Origin of the sequence: Parafrankia sp. Ea1.12 (genome assembly GCF_900465275.1) — a bacterium.
Classification (GTDB): domain Bacteria; phylum Actinomycetota; class Actinomycetes; order Frankiales; family Frankiaceae; genus Parafrankia; species Parafrankia soli.
On sequence record NZ_UBIZ01000233.1, the window covers coordinates 22,345 to 41,956 of the forward strand.

General features: G+C 71.8%; 18 protein-coding genes and 1 pseudogene. 4 read left to right on the top strand and 15 right to left on the bottom strand.

Going from position 1 to position 19,612, the window contains the following annotated elements:
- Positions 1 to 22 precede the first annotated feature (22 nt).
- On the top strand, positions 23 to 1,906 hold the full coding sequence (locus FMEAI12_RS09265) for an AMP-binding protein (protein WP_112105694.1): 1,884 nt from the start codon (positions 23 to 25) through the stop codon (positions 1,904 to 1,906).
- A 65-nt stretch (positions 1,907 to 1,971) separates the two neighbouring features.
- On the opposite strand, the gene FMEAI12_RS09270 is transcribed toward FMEAI12_RS09265, so the two are convergent.
- Positions 1,972 to 2,688, bottom strand: coding sequence for a hypothetical protein (locus tag FMEAI12_RS09270; protein WP_112105695.1), 717 nt, complete (start codon positions 2,686 to 2,688; stop codon positions 1,972 to 1,974).
- Positions 2,689 to 2,801: 113 nt separating this feature from the next.
- On the opposite strand from FMEAI12_RS09270, the gene FMEAI12_RS09275 reads away from it, so the two are divergent.
- Together FMEAI12_RS09275 and FMEAI12_RS09280 are read left to right on the top strand one after the other, a co-directional pair.
- Positions 2,802 to 3,815, top strand: coding sequence for a patatin-like phospholipase family protein (locus FMEAI12_RS09275; RefSeq protein ID WP_255565670.1), 1,014 nt, complete (start codon positions 2,802 to 2,804; stop codon positions 3,813 to 3,815).
- Between the two features lie 29 nt (positions 3,816 to 3,844).
- Entirely contained in the window at positions 3,845 to 4,834 is a 990-nt protein-coding gene (locus FMEAI12_RS09280) for a 1-acyl-sn-glycerol-3-phosphate acyltransferase (RefSeq protein WP_235013847.1), read from the top strand.
- Positions 4,835 to 5,240: 406 nt separating this feature from the next.
- Here FMEAI12_RS09280 and FMEAI12_RS09285 read toward each other — a convergent pair whose 3' ends face one another.
- The 13 genes from FMEAI12_RS09285 to FMEAI12_RS09340 form a co-directional block, all read right to left on the bottom strand.
- Positions 5,241 to 5,606, bottom strand: a complete 366-nt coding sequence (locus tag FMEAI12_RS09285; RefSeq protein WP_198541448.1) for a DUF2203 domain-containing protein — start codon at positions 5,604 to 5,606, stop codon at positions 5,241 to 5,243.
- A gap of 161 nt (positions 5,607 to 5,767) precedes the next feature.
- Entirely contained in the window at positions 5,768 to 6,847 is a 1,080-nt protein-coding gene (locus tag FMEAI12_RS09290) for a hypothetical protein (RefSeq protein ID WP_018500353.1), read from the bottom strand.
- Between the two features lie 390 nt (positions 6,848 to 7,237).
- Positions 7,238 to 7,723 carry a hypothetical protein gene (locus FMEAI12_RS09295; protein WP_071065975.1) on the bottom strand — a complete coding sequence of 162 codons (486 nt, stop codon included), beginning with the start codon at positions 7,721 to 7,723 and terminating at the stop codon, positions 7,238 to 7,240.
- Positions 7,724 to 7,877: 154 nt separating this feature from the next.
- Positions 7,878 to 8,798: a hypothetical protein gene (locus FMEAI12_RS09300; protein WP_112105696.1), complete on the bottom strand. Its 921-nt coding sequence runs from the start codon at positions 8,796 to 8,798 to the stop codon at positions 7,878 to 7,880.
- Positions 8,795 to 9,187, bottom strand: coding sequence for an OmpA family protein (locus FMEAI12_RS09305; protein ID WP_235013848.1), 393 nt, complete (start codon positions 9,185 to 9,187; stop codon positions 8,795 to 8,797). The genes FMEAI12_RS09300 and FMEAI12_RS09305 overlap by 4 nt, the downstream gene beginning before the upstream one ends.
- 446 nt (positions 9,188 to 9,633) lie before the next feature.
- Positions 9,634 to 9,765 carry a hypothetical protein gene (locus tag FMEAI12_RS39205; protein ID WP_255565671.1) on the bottom strand — a complete coding sequence of 44 codons (132 nt, stop codon included), beginning with the start codon at positions 9,763 to 9,765 and terminating at the stop codon, positions 9,634 to 9,636.
- A gap of 404 nt (positions 9,766 to 10,169) precedes the next feature.
- The gene (locus FMEAI12_RS09310; RefSeq protein ID WP_112105704.1) at positions 10,170 to 11,201 is read right to left on the bottom strand and encodes a DnaJ domain-containing protein; all 1,032 of its coding nucleotides are present in this window, start codon (positions 11,199 to 11,201) and stop codon (positions 10,170 to 10,172) included.
- Between the two features lie 131 nt (positions 11,202 to 11,332).
- Positions 11,333 to 12,301 carry a class I SAM-dependent methyltransferase gene (locus tag FMEAI12_RS09315; RefSeq protein WP_112105698.1) on the bottom strand — a complete coding sequence of 323 codons (969 nt, stop codon included), beginning with the start codon at positions 12,299 to 12,301 and terminating at the stop codon, positions 11,333 to 11,335.
- Between the two features lie 22 nt (positions 12,302 to 12,323).
- Positions 12,324 to 14,483: a serine/threonine-protein kinase gene (locus FMEAI12_RS09320; protein ID WP_112105699.1), complete on the bottom strand. Its 2,160-nt coding sequence runs from the start codon at positions 14,481 to 14,483 to the stop codon at positions 12,324 to 12,326.
- Positions 14,484 to 14,654: 171 nt separating this feature from the next.
- Positions 14,655 to 15,791, bottom strand: a complete 1,137-nt coding sequence (locus FMEAI12_RS09325) for a Fic family protein (protein WP_112105700.1) — start codon at positions 15,789 to 15,791, stop codon at positions 14,655 to 14,657.
- A 73-nt stretch (positions 15,792 to 15,864) separates the two neighbouring features.
- Positions 15,865 to 16,737, bottom strand: a complete 873-nt coding sequence (locus tag FMEAI12_RS09330) for a hypothetical protein (RefSeq protein ID WP_112105705.1) — start codon at positions 16,735 to 16,737, stop codon at positions 15,865 to 15,867.
- Between the two features lie 10 nt (positions 16,738 to 16,747).
- Positions 16,748 to 17,467, bottom strand: a complete 720-nt coding sequence (locus FMEAI12_RS09335) for a helix-turn-helix domain-containing protein (protein WP_112105701.1) — start codon at positions 17,465 to 17,467, stop codon at positions 16,748 to 16,750.
- A 90-nt stretch (positions 17,468 to 17,557) separates the two neighbouring features.
- Positions 17,558 to 17,770 (bottom strand): hypothetical protein, encoded by a 213-nt coding sequence (locus FMEAI12_RS09340; protein ID WP_071065982.1) that lies wholly within the window; start codon positions 17,768 to 17,770, stop codon positions 17,558 to 17,560.
- Positions 17,771 to 18,151: 381 nt separating this feature from the next.
- On the opposite strand from FMEAI12_RS09340, the gene FMEAI12_RS36150 reads away from it, so the two are divergent.
- Positions 18,152 to 19,066 (top strand): hypothetical protein, encoded by a 915-nt coding sequence (locus FMEAI12_RS36150; protein WP_131624698.1) that lies wholly within the window; start codon positions 18,152 to 18,154, stop codon positions 19,064 to 19,066.
- A gap of 7 nt (positions 19,067 to 19,073) precedes the next feature.
- Here the strand turns inward: FMEAI12_RS36150 and FMEAI12_RS09350 are convergent.
- Positions 19,074 to 19,612: pseudogene (locus FMEAI12_RS09350) on the bottom strand (serine/threonine protein kinase); the annotation flags it as partial.

Genomic DNA, 19,612 nt, shown 5'->3' on the forward strand with positions numbered 1-19,612 from the left:
GTGGAACGGGAGGATGGCAGGCATGGGCGCATACCGGCGGGCGTACGAGCAGGAGCGGACCGACCCCGAGGCCTTCTGGGCCGCGGCCGCGCGGGAGGTCGAGTGGACCCGTCCCCCGGAGCGGATTCTCGACGCGAGCGCACCGCCGTTCTACCGCTGGTTCCCCGACGCCGAGCTGAACACCTGCGCCAACGCCCTGGACCGGCACGTCGCCGCCGGTCGCGGGGACGCGCTCGCCCTGGTCTACGACTCACCGGTCACCGGGACGTCCCGCCGGTACACGTTCGCGCAGCTCACCGACGAGGTGGCCCGGGCCGCCGGCGCGCTCGCCTCGCTCGGAGTCGGCCGCGGCGACCGTGTCATCGTCTACCTGCCGATGATCCCCGAGGCGGTCGTGGCGATGCTGGCGTGCGCCCGCCTCGGCGCCGTCCACTCGGTGGTCTTCGGCGGGTTCGCCGCCCCGGAACTCGCCGCCCGCATGGACGACGCCCGCCCGAAGGTCGTGGTCAGCGCGTCCTGTGGCATCGAGCCGACGCGGCTCGTCCCCTACAAGCCGATGATGGACGCGGCGATCGAGCTGGCCGTCCACAAGCCGGCCGGGTGCCTCATCGTGCAGCGCGAGCAGCACCGCTGTGATCTCGTGACCGGCCGCGACCACGACTGGGACGCCCTCGTCGGCTCCGCGCCCCCGCTGGCCCCGGTGCCCGTCGCGGCCACCGACCCGCTGTACATCCTCTACACCTCCGGGACGACCGGGCGGCCGAAGGGCATCGTCCGGGACAACGGCGGCCACGCGGTGGCGATGTCCTGGTCGATGCGCAACGTGTACGGCATCGGGCCGGGGGACGTGATGTGGGCGGCCTCCGACATCGGCTGGGCGGTCGGCCACTCGTACACGGTCTACGCGCCGCTGCTGGTCGGCGCCACGACGGTGCTCTACGAGGGGAAACCGGTCGGCACCCCCGACGCCGGGGCCTTCTGGCGGGTGATCGCCGACCACGGGGTGAACGTGCTGTTCACCGCGCCCACCGCGATCCGCGCGATCAAGAAGGAGGACCCGGCGGCCGAGCTCGTCGGCCGGTACGACCGCACCACCCTGCGGGCGCTGTTCCTGGCCGGCGAGCGGCTGGACCCGGCCACCTACGAATGGGCCTCGGGCGCGCTCGGCCTGCCCGTCGTCGACAACTGGTGGCAGACCGAGACGGGATGGCCGATCTGCGCGGCGCCGCTCGGGCTGGAGCCGCTGCCGCTCAAGGCGGGGAGCCCGTCGGTGCCGATGCCGGGATACGACGTGCGGGTCCTGGACGCGGCGGGCGAGGAGGTCCCGCGCGGCACCGAGGGCGCCATCTGCATCCGCCTGCCGCTGCCGCCCGGCTCGCTGCCGACGCTGTGGGAGGACGACGAGCGTTACGTCGCCTCGTACCTCTCGGCCTTCGACGGGTACTACCTGACCGGCGACGGCGGCTACGTGGACGACGACGGCTACCTGTTCGTCCTGGGCCGCACCGACGACGTCATCAACGTGGCCGGGCACCGGCTCTCCACCGGATCGATGGAGGCGGTGCTGGCGGCCCACCCGGCGGTGGCGGAGTGCGCCGTCGTCGGCGTCGCCGACCCGTTCAAGGGCCAGGTGCCCCGCGGGCTCGTGGTGATGAAGAGCGGAACGGAGATCACGCCGGACGTACTGGCCGCCGAGCTCGTCGCGCGGGTCCGCGCCGAGATCGGGCCGGTCGCCTCGATGCAACGGGTGGACGTCGTCGCCGCCCTCCCGAAGACCCGCTCCGGCAAGATCCTGCGCCGCACCATGCGCGAACTGGCCGACGGCCGCTCACCGGCGATCCCCTCCACCATCGAGGACGCCGCGGTGCTCGACGCCCTGCGCCCCGTCCTCCTCCCGGACACCTGATCGAGCCCGGGGAAACTGCCAGACACCTGACCAGGTCGGGCGATGTTGTGGGAGGCCTGATCGGGTCAAGCGAGGTTGTCGGTGGCCTCCAGGTGGTCGACGTAGGCGTCGGCGATCTCGTCCAGCTCGTCCGGCGGGAAGCCGAGGTTCCTGCGTATCGCGCGGCGCCCGATCAGCAGCAGGTGGAGCATGTAGACCGGGATATCCGCGTCCTGGCAGCGGTGGAAGCCCATCGTGAACCAGGTGAGCGCCTCCTGCTGCCGGCCGTGCTCCGCGAGTGTCTCCGCCACCGCCGCGTACACATCCGGATTCGTGGAGCGGCTCGACTTGATCTCGGCGCGCAGCGTCGTGGCCTCGGCCTCGTCGCCCTTGCGCACGAGCGCGTCATGCAGCCAGACCCGCGGGTCGATGTCCGCCACGCCGGCTGCCGCGTCATCCGCCGCGTCATCCGCCGCGTCATCCGCCGCCGCGTCATCCGCCGCCATGGCGGCCGCCGCCGCGGCGGCCACCGAACCGGCGGCCGCTGTGTCGTTGGCGACCACGGCAGCGCGGTAGCAGCGCACCGCCTCGTCCCAGTCGTCGGCGAGGCCGTACTGGCCGCCGGCGTGGACCAGCAGCATCGACGCGCTGACCTGGCCGTGGAGCTCAGGCCGCGCGGCGAGATCCTCGAACTGTGCCGCGGCCTGCTGGTGGCGGCCGTCGCCCGCGGCCTCGATGACGATCTCGTCCAGGTCATCCTCGGTGAGGATGTCGTCCTCGGTGAGCGTGCGCATGACGGCCATTGTTCTCCGCCCGCCGCCCGTCCCGGACGGCCGGGGATGAGGAGGCCACAGGGGGACGCAGACGCCGCCGGACCATCGGGTTCCGGGCTGGTTCGGCGGGGTAGCAGGCTGCGGTGACCAGTATTCCGCCCGAGAAACAGCCGGGGCCGGTCGCGTTCGTGCTCGGCGGCGGCGGCGTCCTGGGCGCCGCCGAGGTGGGAATGCTCGACGCGCTCCTGGCCGCGGGCGTCCGCCCCGACCTGGTCGTCGGGACCTCCGTGGGCGCCATCAACGGTGCCGTGGTCGCCGCCGACCCGTCCAGAGCCGCGATCGGGCGGCTGACCGAACTGTGGGCCGACCTGGGCAGCTCGGACGTCTTCGCCGGCGGGCCGGCCAAACGGCTGGCCACCGTCGTCCAGCACGGCTACCTGCACTCGAACGCGCCGCTGCGCCGGATACTGAAGGCGAACCTGCCGTCCTCCTTCGAGCGGCTGGCGGTGCCCTTCCAGTGCGTGGCGGCCAGCGTCGAACGTGCGGCCGCGCACTGGTTCGACCGCGGCCCGCTCGTCGACGCCGTCCTGGCGTCGTGCGCGGTGCCCGCGCTGCTACCCCCGGTCAAGATCGGGGACGAGCACTTCGTCGACGGCGGCCTCATCGACAGCACTCCCGTGGGCCGGGCGGTGACGCTGGGCGCGCGAACGGTCTACGTCCTGCACGTCGGGCGGATCGAGCGGCCGCTGCGCCCCGGCCGCTGGCCGTGGGAGGCCGGCCTCGTGGCCTTCGAGATCGCCCGCCGCCGCGGCTTCGCCGACGCGATGGCCGCCCTGCCGGCGGATGTCGCCGTCCACCTGCTGCCGATCGGTGACGCCACCGGAGTACCACTGGTCGGGCTGCGATACCGGTCCCCCTCCGGGGTCCGCCGCCGGATCGAACGCGCCCGCCAGGCCACAGCCGACTACCTCGACCTCCTGGCGGCCCCCGGCACCCGAGGCCTGGGCGCCGCGAAGACCCCGGCCACGCCGGGCCGCGCCCCCGACGGTGACCGCGGCCCTCGACCGGATCCCGACCGCGGCCGAAGCGTCGCCCCCGAGCCTCGCCGTGGCCTTGTCGTGAACAGCGACGGCGATCGTTCGGGGCGTGAGGCGTGAGAGTGCCACCAAGGGCGATCCGCCGCCTCGTGATCGATCCCCTGTTCATCCCGGTCGCGGTGGGCGGCGCGGTGCTCGGTGTCCTGGTGACTCTGCTCGGCCTGCTCAGCGCGCCCGTCGACCGCCGGCTACGGCTGTCCCGGGTGGCGGCCCTGGTCGGGGCCTACCTCGCGGCCGAGGCCGTTGTGATCGTGAGCGGCTTCGGGTTGTGGCTGGCCCGGCCGCTGCTCCGCGCCAGGTGGGAGAAGGTCAACCTGCGGCTGCTGCGCGGCGTCCTGCGGTTTGTCGTCACTGCCGCCGGGCGGCTGGTCGCGTTCCGCCTGACCGTCCGCGAACCGCCGGCGGGCACTGTGGACTGCGCCGGCCGCCCCGTCCTGGTCGCCAGCAGGCACGCCGGGGTCGGTGACTCCTTCGCGCTGGTCCATCTGCTGCTCGACCGCTACCAGCGCACGCCGCGGGTCGTGCTCCTGGCGAGCCTTCAGCTCGACCCGGCGATCGACATCCTGCTCGGCCGGCTGGATGCCTGCTTCCTGCGCACGGAGGGCGCCGACCCGACGGCACCCGCTCGGGTTCACGACCTGGCCACCAGACTGACGTCCCGCGATGCCCTCGTCATCTTTCCCGAGGGGGCGAACTTCACCGCGCGGCGCCGCCGGCGGGTGATCCGCGGGCTGCGGCTGCGCGGCCAGTCGAGCCGGGCCGCGGTGGCCGAGAACCTCGCCCACGTGCTGCCGCCCCGCCCCGCCGGCGTGCTCGCCGCGCTGGACGCGCGAACCGTGGGGGGAACGGCCGTGGTCGCCCACACGGGGCTGGACCTCCTGGTCACGCCGGGCCTCGTCTGGCAGGCCCTGCCGTTGACGGCCCCGATGGAGCTGCGCTGGTGGTGGTTCCCCGCGGACGAGCTGCCGCCCACCGGAACGGAGCGCGCGGACTGGTTGACCATGAACTGGGCAGTGGTGGACGCCTGGATCGACTCCCGCCGCTCCCCGAACCCCCTCCCGACGTCCTCGGACTCCTGACCGCCCTCTCGGTCAGGAGGAGCTCGGGAGGGCGCACGGCCTGCCGGTTCCGGCGGCGCCAGGCACACCACGACCGCGGGAATCGTTCAGCTCGTCTCGATCGGCTCAGTCATACCGAGGCCCGCCAGTGGTGGGATGACATGGACCGCGGCAACAGCCTGCAGACCCGAGGCCTTCTCGTCCTGCGATTCCCCGGTTTCATTGTCCTGAATGATCCCTGCCGCGTAGCGGCGGCCATCGCCCAGGCCCTGCGCTCTCGCGGCTGGACCGCCCTCTACCACCCCTGCCCCAGCTGCCAAACCCCCCGAACTCGAGGCTTTCAGGCCGTCCGAAAGAATGTGTGGCGGGTGGGTGAGTCCATGGACTCACCCACCCGCCACACATCTGGAGCGGTGGGGATATTGGGTCAGCTGGGAAGGGGGCGGCGGCCGGCGAAGCCAAGGTCGGCCCGGTGGTACCAGGCGAGATCCGGCTCGCCCTCGATCCAGCACAGCAGCACGTTCTCGCCCTCGAGGATGGCGGGGAAATCGATCAGTAGCGGGGCGGCGCCCTTGACCTGGATGCCGCGGGCGGGGAACCAGGCCAGCGCTTCGGACAGCCAGGCCTGCAGGGCTTTCATCTCGGCGAGTCCCCCTTTGGGGGACGACGCGCCATCCGCCAGCGCGGCGCTCAGCTCGGTGAGGTCCGCCCGCCGTGCGACGAACTCGGCGGCGCGTTCGTGGATTTCGGGCATGAGGGCACGGGCCTCGTCCACGGAGAACATCTGGTCCACGCAGTCCAGTCCATCATGCCTGGACGTCAACGGGCCCAGCCGGGTGGCACCGACCGGCACGCGCGTTCGTGGATCGCGGGAAACGGCCCCGGGCGGCTCCCGTCTCCGAGATCGTCGACCGGGGCCACCGGGCCTGGTGGGCCCGCCGGAGGAGGATGGATTCAGGAACGGCGGGCCATCTTGATGGTCTTCTCGAGCTGATCCCGGTCGACTTCGGCGGAGCGGCCGTTCGTCGCGACGGTCGGGATCTGGTGACCGCCGCCGAGGACCAGGTCGGTGGTGTGGCGCATGCCCATGTCGCGCTGCTCGACGTCGAGGATGGTCTCCTCCACCCGGTACAGCTTCTCGATTTTCGCGACCTTGGCCTCGACCTGCGCGGCGACGATCCGCAGCCGCCGTTCCGCCTTGGCGAGGCGTCGTTCCAGGCGACGGTCGACGACGTTGGGCATCGGCTCGTCGCGCTCGGTCGGGTCGTGCAGGTAGAGCTCCACGGCCACCGCCACCAGCGGGATCAGCGCGGTGAAGAGGATCGCCGGGCCGTCGCCGCCGTCGCCGGACGCGCCCTGGATCCGCACCAGCACACCCGCGATCGACAGGAGCAGGAAGATCGTCGAGGTCAGGGTGAGGGCGAGGGCCGACGTCCTGGTGGTGACGAGCTGTTCGCGGACCTCCTGGTCCATCTTGACCTCGCCGACGTCCGCGGCCTTCAGGAGCTGGATCTGGGCCCGGGCCAGGATCGCGCTTTTGATCGCGTGGGCGAGCACCATCCCGGCGATGAAGACCGCGATGCCCAGGATGCCGCCCAGGAACCAGCTGACGCCGTAGTCCGCGGCGTCGGTGAGCACGCCGTAGGCGTCGGCGAAGACGAAGAAGTCGAGGGAGGCGAGCACCAGCAGGATGAGGTGGCGGACGGCCGGCGCGAACTGCATCTGCGGGATGCGTTCCTGGATGCCGACGCTGCGCCAGAGCCGGCCCTGCTCGACCTTGTTCTTGATCAGTTCGGTCCGGCGTTCCCGTCGCTCGGCCCTGGAGTCGATCTCCATGCGGAGCTCGGCGATCAGCTCCTCCAGAGTCCGGGCGTCCGCGCGGACGGCCGCGCGGACCTCCTGGATCTCCGCTTCTTCCAGGCTCTTCAGGACCTTGGGGCGGGTCTCGGCCCCCGCCAGCGCGATGTCGGCGTCCCCGACCTGACGGATGAGCTGCTTGGCTAGACGGCCCGGCCGATTTCCCCTGCGCAGCACCTGAGGGTCCCTCTTTCCGTGTCTTCGTTCGGGCGGCCTCTTCGTTCGGATGGCCTCGATGGTCTGGACGGCCTCGTCGAGTCCGGTCAGCCTCAGAATTCAGAAAACAGGACGGCCTTGAAACCTGGGACGGACGTGAAGCCGGGGCGGTCGGGTATCCGGGGATGTCGGGTATCCGGGGATGTCGTGAGTCGATTAGGGCGGGCCGTGAAGGCGACCCGCGAAGGCGGGCGGTCAAGCGTACCCGCCAGCGAAGGAGCAAGCGTGAGCGCGGGTGGTGAGGACAGGCGGCCGACCGGCGAAAACGAACATCCGAGGTGCGGAAGATGGCCGGGCGGAGAACAGCCCTTTCCGCGGGCGACGATTGCGGCGGTCGGCGGCGGGAAAACGTCAGTCGATCGGGCGGGCAAAGGTTCCCCCCACGAAACAGAGCATCGCGCAGACGATCCCGAGCACCGAGGCGACCATGGCCTCGCGGGCGCCCTCCGTCTCGTCACCGGCGAAGACCATGGTCAGGACGAGGGTGCCGACACCGACGACGGCGCCGATCGCGCCGAGCAGGAAGCGGCGGGCGATGGTCTCCCGCGGCGGCAGGCTTGACAGCGCGTCGATGGGGGCGATCCGGCCGGCGCGGGCGCGGTTGCCGACCCGGCGACGGATGTCGCGCAGGCGGAAGGTGTTGCCGGCGATGAAGAAGCTGACCGCGGTCACGATCATCGACCCGGTGACGGACACCCGGGCGAACGGCGACGACAGGGTCAGCCAGACCCAGGTCTCCAGGACGGCGAGCAGGGCGAGGCAGGTCACGATCACTACGGTCGACCGCATGAGAGCCGGGCTGAAATGTTGGTCCTCGGGCTCGAACAGCAGGCCCATGGGTCGTCTCCTCGCGGTTGCGTCGGCCACGGGCATTCGCGGCACCGCGGTGTGCGTTCCGCCGGTATGTGGTCCGGCGGTGTGCGTCCCGGTGGAGGGCGTGGCTACGATCCCCGGGCTCGGCGCACCCCCCAGTTGGGCGATGGGGGCGGCGTCAGCCGCAGTCACTGCTGATCCGTCGGCACAGCTCGCCCTTGAGATAGCGGGCGATGTCCTGCTGAGGCCTGGTCGCCGCTCCCTCGTTCACGCCGATGAAGCGGACCTTGCTGTTCGCGATCGGTGTGAGCTGCTGGGTCTCCGGGGAGAAGCAGCGGCGCACCATGGCCTCCGCGATCTGGACGGACGCCTTCTTCCCGTCCACGTTGAGGCAGTCGGAGGCCTGACCGGTACCGAGCAGATCGCTCCAGACCACGACGGTGACCGCGCCGATCTCGACGCCGGGCGCCGCCCGCAGCGTGGCGATCTCGTCGTTGACGCCGGAGAGCAGGCCGGTGACGCTGCCGGTGGGGCGGACCTGCTCGCCCTGCACGATGTGGTCGACCTCCTCGGTGAGCGCGTCGGTCGCCGCGGTGCGGTCCTTCGCCTCCCGGGTGTCGTTGTTCCGGTCGATCCTGAAGACGGCTCCGCCGTCGAGGCAGTCCGAAGAGGTCAGTCCGGCGTCCCCGCCGCCACTGGCGACGAGGCGGATGTACTGGCCCTCCCGCAGCGCGGCGTCGAAATAGGGGCGCAGGCCCTCGGAGATACGGCTGGCGTTCTCCGGTGAGTTGTCGGAGACGTCCAGGTAGAGCATCAGCAGCGGGGCGCCGCCCTTGGGCGCGTCCTCCTGGTAGCGGGTGCAGTCGAGCGGGCCGTCGGCCGCTTTCCCGAGCATCGTGTCCATCGCGTCGCAGGACGTCAGCAGCGGCAGGGTGAGCAGCGCGGCGGCGAGCAGACCGGCTCCGCGGGCGCGCGGGCGTCCCGCCCTGGCCCGGCGGCGGGACGTCCCCGGCGGTGGCCCCGCGGTGTCCCCAGCGTTCCCTGCCGCGCTGTTCCCCGACCGGGACGCCGGTGTCGTGGTCGCTGTCGTCACGGTCATCGCAGCACGATCTCCACTCGGCGCCGGCTGGCGTCCGCGACCCCGTCGGTGGCGCCCTGTTCGCCCTTGGCCACGACCTCGAGCAGCGAGGCCGGGATGTCCTGGCTCGTCAGGTAGGCCTGGACGGCCACCGCGCGCCGGCGGGAGAGGTCGAGGTTGTGTTCCGTGGACCCGAGACCGTCGCTGTACCCGACGACCTCGACGCGGCCGTCGTGCTCGCGGATCTGGGGAACGATCCCGGCGAGCGCGGTGGCGGCCTCGGGCCGTAGGTCGGCGCTGTTGGCGTCGAAGAGGTAGTCCGCGCTGACGGTCGAGACCCGGCTGCCGTCCGCCTGGGTGATGAAGCTGCTCAGCGGCGGGAGCGGGTCCGGAGCGACTGACGGTGGCACTCTTGTGGCATGCGGCGCGGGGGTGAAGCTGGACGCGACCGCGTCACTTGAGCAAGCTGAGGCGAGACCGAGGACGGCGGTGAGCGCGAGTGCCGCGCACGCCGGAACCCCGGACCGCCGACGTCGCCTGGACGCGGCACGTCCGGCGGTGCGAAACGCGTGATACACGGTCGGCCCCCAACGGCAAGTGCGGGGCCAACCATAACCGTGCCGAAAAGCACCCTGTCGCCCAGGCTTGGGCGTTGTGTCGACCGTGGGATTAATCCGTGTTGCGTTGATGTATGACGTGTATCGATCATGTTTGTCGCGGATCGGTCTGGTGGGTGCCGGTCGCGGATGATTGCGGTGCCGTGCGCGTTACCAGCCGAACAGGGTGGGGCGCGACACCGGACGTCCGGTGTCGCGCCCCACCCTGTTATTGCGTATTTCTGTTCCGGGGCGGCCGATCAATAGCTGGTGGTGGTCGTCCCGTGGCTGCGCGAGCGCCGGCGGAGCCGCCGAAGCCCGCGGGCTCCCGCACGGTCGGCCTTGTTGACGTCGCGTCGGGCCTCGTGGCGAATCCTGGGCAGCAACCTCATCGCCTTCTCCTTCGGCTCGTTCCCGGGTGTTCTCCTGCATGGGGTCGCATTGTCCGTTCGTCGACCTGTTGCAGGGATTCCCCGAACCATGCCGATAACACCTGCGATTTCGGCACCGTCCGACGAGGGGTGCCGATGTGGGAGTCCAGGGCGGGAGCGCGGGCGGGGGCATGGGGCGAGAGCACGAGGTTGGATCGGGGAGGGCTGGCCACCGCTGGTCTCCAGCCTGAAGACCCTGCTGGAGACCGGTGATGTCCTCCCGGTCGGCGTGGGCGAGCCGCACCCGGCTTCCGGAGACGAGCGTCGAGCCGAGTCCGGCACGGAGGCAGGAGCCGAGCCCGGCGCCCGACTCCGCGCCGGACTCGGCTCCCGAGCCGGTGAGCGGCCGCTGACGGGGAATCGTGTCAGCGGCGGCGTGCGGCGTTGACCGCGAGGACCGCCACCGGCGGGATCACCATCGAGGCCAGCATCATGCCCATCGCCACCGGGACGGAGTAGAGCCGCACCACCGCGCCCGCCAGCACGAACAGGGCCAGGCACAGCGCCATCGAGACCAGGTACCTGCGCCGTGCCCGCCGGCCGGGACCCCGCGTGGGGTAGTCCTCGTCCGGCCAGGTGGCCCAGGTCTCGGCCCCGCCGGGCGCCTCGTGCGGGGGCGGCCCGGCTGGGCCGCCGTCCGGTGTCATGGCCTGGTCGGGCCCCACGACCCACTCGGCGGCGTCGGCTGGTGGGCGCCGGCGCGAGCGTCGCCGCCCGCCGGACGCCCCGCGCGGCCCCGGATGCGCCCGCCGGTCCGGGTTGCCCCGCCCGCCGGACGCCCGGCCATCCTCGGGTAGGGGAGCGGCAGTGGCATCGCCCCAGCCACCGGTGGCGGCCCAGCCACCGGCCTCGCCCCATCCGCTGGCGGAGTCCGTGCCCTTGCCGGGCCCCCTCTGATCGGAGGCCCGGCCGGACGCTCCCCGCCGGCCCGGGGCGGCACCCCCCGAGGGGGATGCCGGGTCATCCGAGGTGCCCCGATTGCCGGAAGCCCCCCGTCCGGGGTTGTCCGCCTGCCCGCCGGGCGACGTGCGCCCGCCCGGGTTCGTTCGTCCGTCGGATCCGGGACGCCCGTCGGCGGGGTGGCGCCCGCCGGGCGCGGCCCGCCCGCCGGGCGGGCGCGCGCCGCCGGAGCGTCCCGGCTGGTCATATGCGTCGAGCAGATGGGCGAGCCACAGATCGTGGGCTCGCCGCATACCGGGGTCGCTCAACACCCGGTACGCCGCGTTCACCCGGAGGAACGCGCGTTGGGATCCGCCGGCGTCCGGATGGGCGCGTTTCACCACGCGCCGATAGGCGGCATGGACCTCCTCGTCCGAAGCCGTGGGTGCGATCCCGAGCACCTCGTACATCGAGGCCCGCAAGTACTGGGCCGACTGGCTTTTTGGCGTATCACGCATGGCGATCACCTCCCGGCGCCCGTGCAGTGGGGCGTCGCGTCGACCTGTTCCCACCGTAGGCGGGATCTCGCGGGTCGACCGCCGGCGGTCGCGGTGAGCGAGACCACGGATGGCCCGAAGGTCGGTCGCCGTCAGCCCGGCTTGGCCGTGACGAAGATCGACGTCGACGGAACGAACTGCCCCCGAAGGGGTCCCCACTGGCCCCACACCCGGTTGTGACCCTCAGGCCATTCCGGCTCGATGACGTCGAGTAGTACCAGGCCGGCAGCGATGATCTCGCGTACGCGGTCGCCCATCGTCCGGTGTGCCTCTATGTAGGTCGGCTCGCCGGTCTCGGAGTGCTCCGTGTACGCCCGGCGGTCGAAGTAACTGTGGAAGACGACTAGCCCGTTGGCGTCGGGGGCGTCCGGCAGGCACCACACGAAGGGGTGGGTGGTCGAGAAGACCCAGCGGCCCCCGGGCCGCAGGGCCCGGGCAACCTCCCGCATCAGTGCCGCGCTGTCGGTGACGAACGGGACGGCGCCGAACGCCGAACAGGCGATGTCGACGCTCTCCGAGCGCACCGGCAGCGTGATCGCGTCGGCCTGGAACAGCGGAACCGACACTCCGGTGCGGTCGTTCAGCGCGCGCGCCTGCGCGAGCTGGCCCGCCGACAGGTCGGTGGCGACGACGGTCGCGCCCTGCCCGGCCAGCCACCGCGAGCACTGCGCCCCGCCGCAGCCGACCTCCAGGACCACCCGGCCGGCCACGTCCCCGAGCAGCCGCGCCTCGGACTCGCGCAGCCCCTCCGGGCTCCAGCAGAAGTCGACGTCGCCCAGGAAGTCGCCGTGCTCGGCGTAGTAGGAGGGGGCTTCGGAATCCCAGTAGTGCCGGTTCGCGGCGCGGGCGCCGGCGGAGTCGATCTCGGTGTACCCGTACGCGGGCCGGGTGCCCTGCTCGTCGGTCGAGGGCTCGTCGCCGCCAAGGCCATCGCCGTCAAGGCCATGGCTGCCAAGGCCGTCGCTGTCGATCCTGTCGCTGTCGCTGCCCTGCTCGCCGTGCTCGGCGCTGTCGTTCTCGCGGGCGTCGATCTCGGAGGTGGAGATGTTCACGGCGGCCATGCTCGCATCGCGCCCCGACAGCTCACGGGGCGGTGTGGGTGACGGCGGCGCCGATCACCGCCCGGTTCTCCGCGATGCTCACCGGGGTGTAGACCACGGTGCCGGTGCCGGTGCCGGTGCCGGTGCCGTCGCGGTCGACCAGCCGGCCCCGCCGGCTCTCGCCGACGAGGCGGGCCCGGCCCTCCAGGGAACCGAGGCCGACCTCGCGGTCCACCGGCCCGAACGGGCCGGTCCCGGCCAGGCCCGCCTGCTCGGGAGCCTGGGTCGCGTACACGCGGACCACCGATCCGGGCACGGTCGTCCAGCGCAGCACGGTGCCGCCGAGAGTCTCGCGCGCTTCGAGGTCGACGACGGCGCGCGGCCTGGCGATCACGCGGGCGGTGACCTCGGCGCAGGCCGACGGGCGCAGCCCGTCCGACTCCTCGCCCGCCGCCACCCACACGCGGTAGCGGTAGACCGCGCCCGCCTGTACGTCGCTGTCGACGAAGGCCCCGCCGAAGCCGCGGTACCGGCGCATCGCCCCGCGCATCGAGGACGTCTCGTCGTGCGTCCGCTCGATGATCACCTCGTCGCGGCCGGGCACGGGACGCCAGGACAGCGCGACGGCGTCGTCCGTCATGTCGGCGCGCAGCGCGGTCACCGGCGGCAGCACCACCCGGGCGGCGCTTCGGGCGGGCGCCGACCGGGCACCGCCGCCGGCGCTCGGCCCGATCGCGACGACCTCGTGCCACACCTGGACACCCTTGGGTACCCCGGCGTCGAACAGCTCGGTCGCGGTGGTGTTGCCGAGACTGCGCTCCCGCCGCCCGCCGTCGGAGGAGTGATCCGGGACGACCCGGATCACCCGGTAGGTCTCGGCGCCCGGCGAGGGCTCCCAGGTGATCAGCAGCGCGCCGTCCTGCTCGACGACGGAGACCCCGGCCGGCGGCGGCGGCGCGCCGACCGGCCCGTCCGCGTCGCCGCGGCCCGCTGCGTCATCGTGGCCCGCCGCCTCGTCGTTCCCGTCGTGCCAGTCGGTCTCGGAGGCGGCGGGTCCGCCGGGATGGACGGGCGGAAGGCCGGCGAGGGTCGTCGGGGCCTCGGGATCGACGCGGGGCACTTCCCCGGCCGGGCCGGTCGGTCGGAACTGACCGCTGCCGAACTCCGGCTCGCCCTCCAGCGTGCCCGGCACCCGCCAGGATCCGACGCCGCCCTGGCCGCCCGCATCGCCCGCGCGGGCCTGCCAGCCCAGCCCGTCCGCGCGCACGACCGGACGGCCGCCCCGGTTCCCGAGGACGGCGGTACCGGTCGCGGTCGCGCTGCCGGCGGGCGAGCCGCCTCCGCCTCCGCCGCCACCACCGCCGCCCGCGGCCAGCCCGCTCCTGATCAGTGTGTCGAGCATCGACCGGGCGGCTCCGGCCGGCAGCCGTCGCTCCGGCTCCTTCTCCAGCAGTCCGGTCAGGACGTCCGCCAGCGGACCGGCGAGCCGCATCGGCGTCGGCGGGTGCAGCAGCACCGAGGCGAGCATCGCGCCGAAACTCTCCCGCTCGAACGGCGGGCGGCCCTCGACGGCGAAGTACAGCGTCCCCCCGAGACTGAACATGTCGGCCTCGAAGGTGGCCGGAGCGTTGTTCAGCCGCTCGGGCGCCATGTACAGCGGGGTGCCGAGTACTCCGGTCACGGTGAGAGTCGGATCGCCGTCGCCGGTGGCGATTCCGAAGTCGGTGAGCACCACGCGTCCGTCCGTGCCGATCAGAACGTTGGACGGTTTCACGTCCCGGTGCACGATTCCCTGGGCGCGGGCGGCGAGCAGCGCGTCGATCATCGCGATGCCGATCCGGGCGACCTCCGGCACCGGCATCGGCCCGTCGTCGCGCACCACCTCGAACAGCGACCGGGACGGGACGAGCTCCATCACGATCCACGGCAGGCCGTCCTCGAGGACGACGTCCAGGATGGTCACCACATGCGGGTGGCCGCGCAGCTTGGCGGCGTGCCGCGCCTCGCGCAGCGCCCGCTCGACCCGTTCGGCGCGCTCGTAGTCGGGCACGCCACCGGCGAACTCGATCTCCTTGAGCGCCGCCTCGGTCTCCAGGACCTGGTCGAAGGCGCGCCAGACGGTTCCCATCGCACCGGCTCCGAGCCGTGCCACCAGCCGGTAACGACCGGCCACGACCCGTGCGCCATCCGGACCGACCGCCACCTGACCCCCTCGGCCGCACCCATCGCCCGGAGTCAGCATCTCAGGCCGGCGCCCGGACCGGGACGCGAGGACACATCGTAGACATCTCGCGGCCTTGACATCGCGGCGGCGGACCACAGCGGCCGGTCGCCACGGCCGGCGGGTGGCCACGGCCGGCCCGCGGGTCGCTCGTCAGCTGGTGTACGGATTTCGCAACGTCATGGGCGTGCCCGCGATGTCAAGCGCCGACTGAGGGAAGCGGGAGCCCGCCCGGTAATAGCGGGCCCGGGTTCGGCCGACCGGTTCCAGGACCTGGGCGGTCGTGAGGTCGCGCAGGTCGCGTTGCGCCTGCTGCAGGCTCAGGCCCTCGGCCTGCTCGTAGCGTGAGCGGCGGACCCGCCCGGCCATGGCCACATCGTGCAGGGCGCTCACCACACGCTCGTCCAGACCGGTGCTCTCGGTGAATTCCGCGAGCGCCCCCCATACCCGCCCGGAGCGGTCGAGCCGGCCCTGAACGGTCTGGGCCTGCTGGTGGTAGGCGGTCAGACTGAACCGGATCCAGCTGGAGACGTCCTGGTCGGGAAGGTACGTCGCGCCCCGGTCGCTGAGTTCGCGGTAGTACTCCCAGGTGTTACCGGGCCGGCCGAGCCACGCCTCGACGGACGAGAACTCCGGGGCCAGGACACCTTCGCGGGCGATCATGAGCGTCTGCAGCGAACGGGACATCCGGCCGTTCCCGTCAGCCCAGGGGTGGATGGACACCAGGTGCAGGTGAGCCATTGCTGCCCGTACCAGCGGATGGGCGCCGTCGGCGGCGTTGAGCCAGCCGATGAGCTCGTTCATCAGCGCGGGGACGCCCTCGGCGCCCGGGGCTGTATAGGCCGCGATGCTGGGGTCGCGGGCGTCGGTGACGTAGACCGGGCCCCGGCGCCACTGCCCGGCCGGCTTGCGCACGGTGTGCCGGTGACCCTGCAGCATCCAGTGCAGCGCGTTGAGCAGCCCTTTGCTGTAGCTGAAGTCCTCGGCGTCGTGGAGCGTCTGGATATACGTCATCATCCGCTGATAGGCGAGAGTCTCCTCGCGGTTCTCGTCCGAGACTTCGACATCCCGCTCGCCGGTCATCAGATCCTGGACGTCGATCGTGGACACCTTGAAACCCTCGATGGAGTTCGAGGCCGCGACGGCGTCGGCGGTCAGGAACTTCCGGAGCCCGTCAGTCCGTTTCGGCGATGTGGTCTGGATCTGGTGCCGCAGCGCATCCCGCAGGCCGTCGATCTCGCCGAGCACCTGATCGTCGGCGGGCCCGAGGGCCGGAGTGGGATAAAGCATGCATCAACGATAGATTGATGCAGTCATCACGTCGAGCGGGCTGACCTGTGTGGCGTGGCCTGCCGCTCAGCTGTCAGACGGCGCGGGGCAGCGTGATCCGGCCGTGCGCGGTGAGCGTCTCCAGCGCTTGCAGCGTGACGAGACCGCGCCACTCGACGGACTGTCCCGGTGACCAGCCGAGCCAGTCGAACGTCCAGCCGCCGTCGTCGCGCTGTCCCTTTTCCAGGAGGTCGAGATCAGCCTGGATCTGGTCGTCCGTGAAGAGAGCACGGCTGCGCCCGCCTGGCTTCGGCGACAGGGCGAGAGGGGTGATCCGCTCGTTCTCGGTTCCGCCGGGAACAGAGATGGAGCCGTCAGGCTCGATCCGGGGGCGCAGATCCTCGATCACCGCGGCGGCGCGGGCCGGCTCGGGAACCTGGTCGAGAAAGCCGAGGGCGAACTTCAGCAGGTAGCCGCTCAGCTCGTCCGGGCTCTTCAACGTCGCCCAGCACCACTCGGTCGCGCGCCGCAGCCAGGGTTCGTGGGAACCCGCCTGCCACAGCGCACCCGCGATCCCGAACGTGAGCTGCGACCCGCCCTCGGTGGGCACCATCCAGGGCGCGTGCGGATACGCCGCGGCGGCGGGCAGGACGAACGGAACGCCACCATCTGGATCCGCGATGGTCGCGATCCAGGCGGCGGCCTCGGCGACCATCGGATGGGCGAGCTCACCGAGCGCGGTGATCACCTTCAGCGCGTGCAGCGTGGCGGCCGGTTCGCTGCCGGGGGCGCGGACGTCGGGCTCGAGCGCGTGACCGAAGCCGCCGTCGGGGTTTCGGTAGGCACGCAACGCGTCGAGGACGGGCGTCACGGGAGCGTCGTGCAGCAGCACGGCCAGCAGGTGACGATCCAGCAGGCGGGCGTTGGCCAGCATGAACCGCTCGGCGGACTCGACGTCAACAGGCATGGCCGCCACGCTAGGCAGTGCTCAGCGCGGCGTCTTTCAGAAATCGGACCGGTGTGCTGCCCGTCAGCCGACGTACCTCGTCGTTCATGTGCGCCTGGCTCGCGTAGCCGGCCCGCAACGCGCGGGACGACAGCGAATCGTCGCGGAGCCCCACCAGACGGCGCAGCCGGGCGACCCGGGCGAGCATCTTGGGCCCGTAGCCCACAGCGGCGAGAGTGCGGCGGTGGAGCTGGCGCTCGCTGACCCCCAGCTCGGCGGCGACGCCCGCGACGCGGGCGCCTGGCAGGGCGAGCCCGCGTGCGGCCGCGGACACCAGAACATCCGGTTGTGCGTCGCGTCGGCCGACCGCGTCGGCCAGCAGCTCCAGCCGCCGCGCGGGTGCGGCGACGGGGAGAGCCTGCTGTAGTCCCACAGCCTGCTCACCCCACACGGACGCCGCGTCGACCTGCCGGTCGCGCAGCTCCGACGCCGGCACCCCCACAACCGCGCCGGCCGCGGAGCAGCGCAGGCGAATGCCCGACGACCGGGCGTGCCCCGGCAGGCTCACCCCGCGAGGACCCGTGTCGGCGCCGACGATCACCAGCTCCCGCTCGGACAACCAGATCAGGTCCATGCAACCGTCGGGCACCACCAGCTGTGTGTGGTCCTCGTCCGACTCGTGCTCCCACGTGCAGGCCGCCACAGGCCTCAGACCGGCCGGCGGCTGGTACTCGCGATAGGTAGCCGACATCCCCAGCACCGTACCAACGAAGGCCCGGCGGGCTGCCGCGCGCGGGCCGGCCGGATTCTGAGGTGCTGCCGGTCGGCCCGCGAGTGGGCGCTATCCCTTGCGGGTCAGGCCGTTGTTGGTCCAGGCGTTCACCACGCCGGCGTTGTCGACGGTGAGGTAGTCGTCGCGGTGGTCCCCGTTGAGGTCGGCGAAGCGCACCTCGTCCCGTGACGCGGCTCCTGTGGCGACCTGACCGAGGTAGGTCCACGGGGAGCCGCTGCCACCGCGGTTGTTCAGCCAGGCCCGCACGACATCGTCCGTCACACAGTTCTTGCACAGGCGCAAGAACAGGACATTTCTCCCGCGATTTCCCGGTCGGTGCGGGCGCGTCCTCCGGCGTTAGTGGTGAATCCCCGAACCTGGGGATGATCGGTATGTATGGTGGAAGTGGGATATGCCTCGGTCGGTCGTGACACCGGCGAATGGCCGATTTCTACTCAAAGCGCTCGCTGGGCTCTGTGCTGCTGGGTGATCCGGTCATCTGGGATTCCGGGCGGTCAAGCGCCCCCGACGGGGCGGCGAAGCGCTCCACTCCGAGTGTGTCCGTCCTCCACCGCCCGCCGAGATGAGCGCTGCTCGCACCGCGCCAGAGTTTCATCCGCGGCGAATCCGTTCCTGACCCCGATCAGCCGAGGTGATTGAGTCGTGGGCGAGTTCAAGCATGACCATCGATGCGAGAACGCAAAAAATTCTTCCTGTGAATGCGGGAAATGTGGCGGCTCCTTGCATGGCGTGAGCGGTCACATTGCGATGAGCCGCGCACCTCGGGAGGGGCGGGAGCGGCGGCGCGATGAACTTGGAAGCGGACTAGTAAGGATCCCGGGGAGAACAATCCTCAAGGGGACCAAAGGTAATCGCCTCACGGTCGCGAAGATATGCGTTGTCGACGTCGCGGACGGTGTCGCCGAGAGTAGCCAAGGAGATCGGAAGTGCCGGGACCGCGGGGTCGACGAGCCAGGTGGCCCCGGGCCCGATGTCGATCAGATCGAGGCGGTCGCCAAGCTACTGACCCGGGACCTCTGGCCGGAGATTCGGGGCGCGATCGACGAGGCCGCGAAGGGCTCCGGCCTTGATCCCGTGGCTGTGCGGCGTCAGCTGGCAGATCACGGATGGTGCGACCTGATCGTCGGAATCATCCAGGTCATCGAGGCAGCTGATGGCGTGGTGGACAGCGTCCAGGAGAGAGCACGAGACATCATCACCCGCGCGGTGATGAGCTCGTCCATGCAGGGGCCTCGCGATCAGGTCACCGGAAGAATCATGGCTCTGGTGGTGGACAGGGTCTGGTCGGCTCTCTTCGAGGCGCTGAAGAACGCCGTGCCGCCGTTGAGCCTGCTGACCAACGAAGATCTTCTTCGTGCCCTGCGCATCCTGGCCGTATTCATCTGCCCGGCACCCGGGCTGCATTCGGAAGTTCTCACACACGCGCTGAGGCCACTCGGTGAGGACGCCCGGGGCTATCTGACCGACCAGACCAAGGAGTACCTCGGCGAGGTGTTCGTCGAGTGGCGAGTCGGAGACAGCCATCAGGGACGCAGTCCGGGAGACAGGACTTCCTGATCGGTAGCTACCTCGGCCGCCGCTCCGGTTCAGGAACCGCGGTTTCAGACGGACCCTCGATGCTCGGTGGGTCGCCTGGAGGCGAGGGCATCTTGTGTGGGGTGCCGGGCGGGCCCGCCATCACGACTGCTACGGCGCTCGCCAGCAGGCAGGCCGTCGCGATTTCGGTCAGGACGGGTAGCGGTGCGCCGAAGCCCGCGAGCCGGGCGAGCACGAGACCGCCCGCCGCGCCGACGGCGGCCGCGAGAACCGTGATGAGGGCGCGCCGTCCGCGGGCCGGGGCGAGCGCGTGGGCGCAGGCCGTGGCGACCCCGCCCGCGCCGACCGGCCCGGTGACGCCGGCCGCGACACCGGCCGCGGCGGCCCCGAGCAGGGCGGCGCCCGCCAGGCCCACCGCGGCCAGCAACAGCAGAAGGAACCGCACCGGCAGCGTCGCGGAGCTCGGTCGTTCGACAGGATCCCGCTGCCAGTCGGAGCCGGGCTGGCTGGGGGAGCTTGGCTGGCTGGGGGAGCCGGCTGGCACCGCGGAACCGGATGAGGTGGGAG

Bases quoted from the DNA above. Each gene is read 5' to 3' on its own strand.
- FMEAI12_RS09265 (WP_112105694.1), top strand. From the start codon at position 23: ATGGGCGCATACCGGCGGGCGTACGAGCAGGAGCGGACCGACCCCGAG.
- FMEAI12_RS09270 (WP_112105695.1), bottom strand. From the start codon at position 2,688: ATGGCCGTCATGCGCACGCTCACCGAGGACGACATCCTCACCGAGGAT.
- FMEAI12_RS09295 (WP_071065975.1), bottom strand. From the start codon at position 7,723: ATGGGCCTGCTGTTCGAGCCCGAGGACCAACATTTCAGCCCGGCTCTC.
- FMEAI12_RS09300 (WP_112105696.1), bottom strand. From the start codon at position 8,798: ATGACCGTGACGACAGCGACCACGACACCGGCGTCCCGGTCGGGGAAC.
- FMEAI12_RS39205 (WP_255565671.1), bottom strand. From the start codon at position 9,765: ATGAGGTTGCTGCCCAGGATTCGCCACGAGGCCCGACGCGACGTCAAC.
- FMEAI12_RS09310 (WP_112105704.1), bottom strand. From the start codon at position 11,201: ATGCGTGATACGCCAAAAAGCCAGTCGGCCCAGTACTTGCGGGCCTCG.
- FMEAI12_RS09315 (WP_112105698.1), bottom strand. From the start codon at position 12,301: ATGGCCGCCGTGAACATCTCCACCTCCGAGATCGACGCCCGCGAGAAC.
- FMEAI12_RS09325 (WP_112105700.1), bottom strand. From the start codon at position 15,791: ATGCTTTATCCCACTCCGGCCCTCGGGCCCGCCGACGATCAGGTGCTC.
- FMEAI12_RS09330 (WP_112105705.1), bottom strand. From the start codon at position 16,737: ATGCCTGTTGACGTCGAGTCCGCCGAGCGGTTCATGCTGGCCAACGCC.
- FMEAI12_RS09335 (WP_112105701.1), bottom strand. From the start codon at position 17,467: ATGTCGGCTACCTATCGCGAGTACCAGCCGCCGGCCGGTCTGAGGCCT.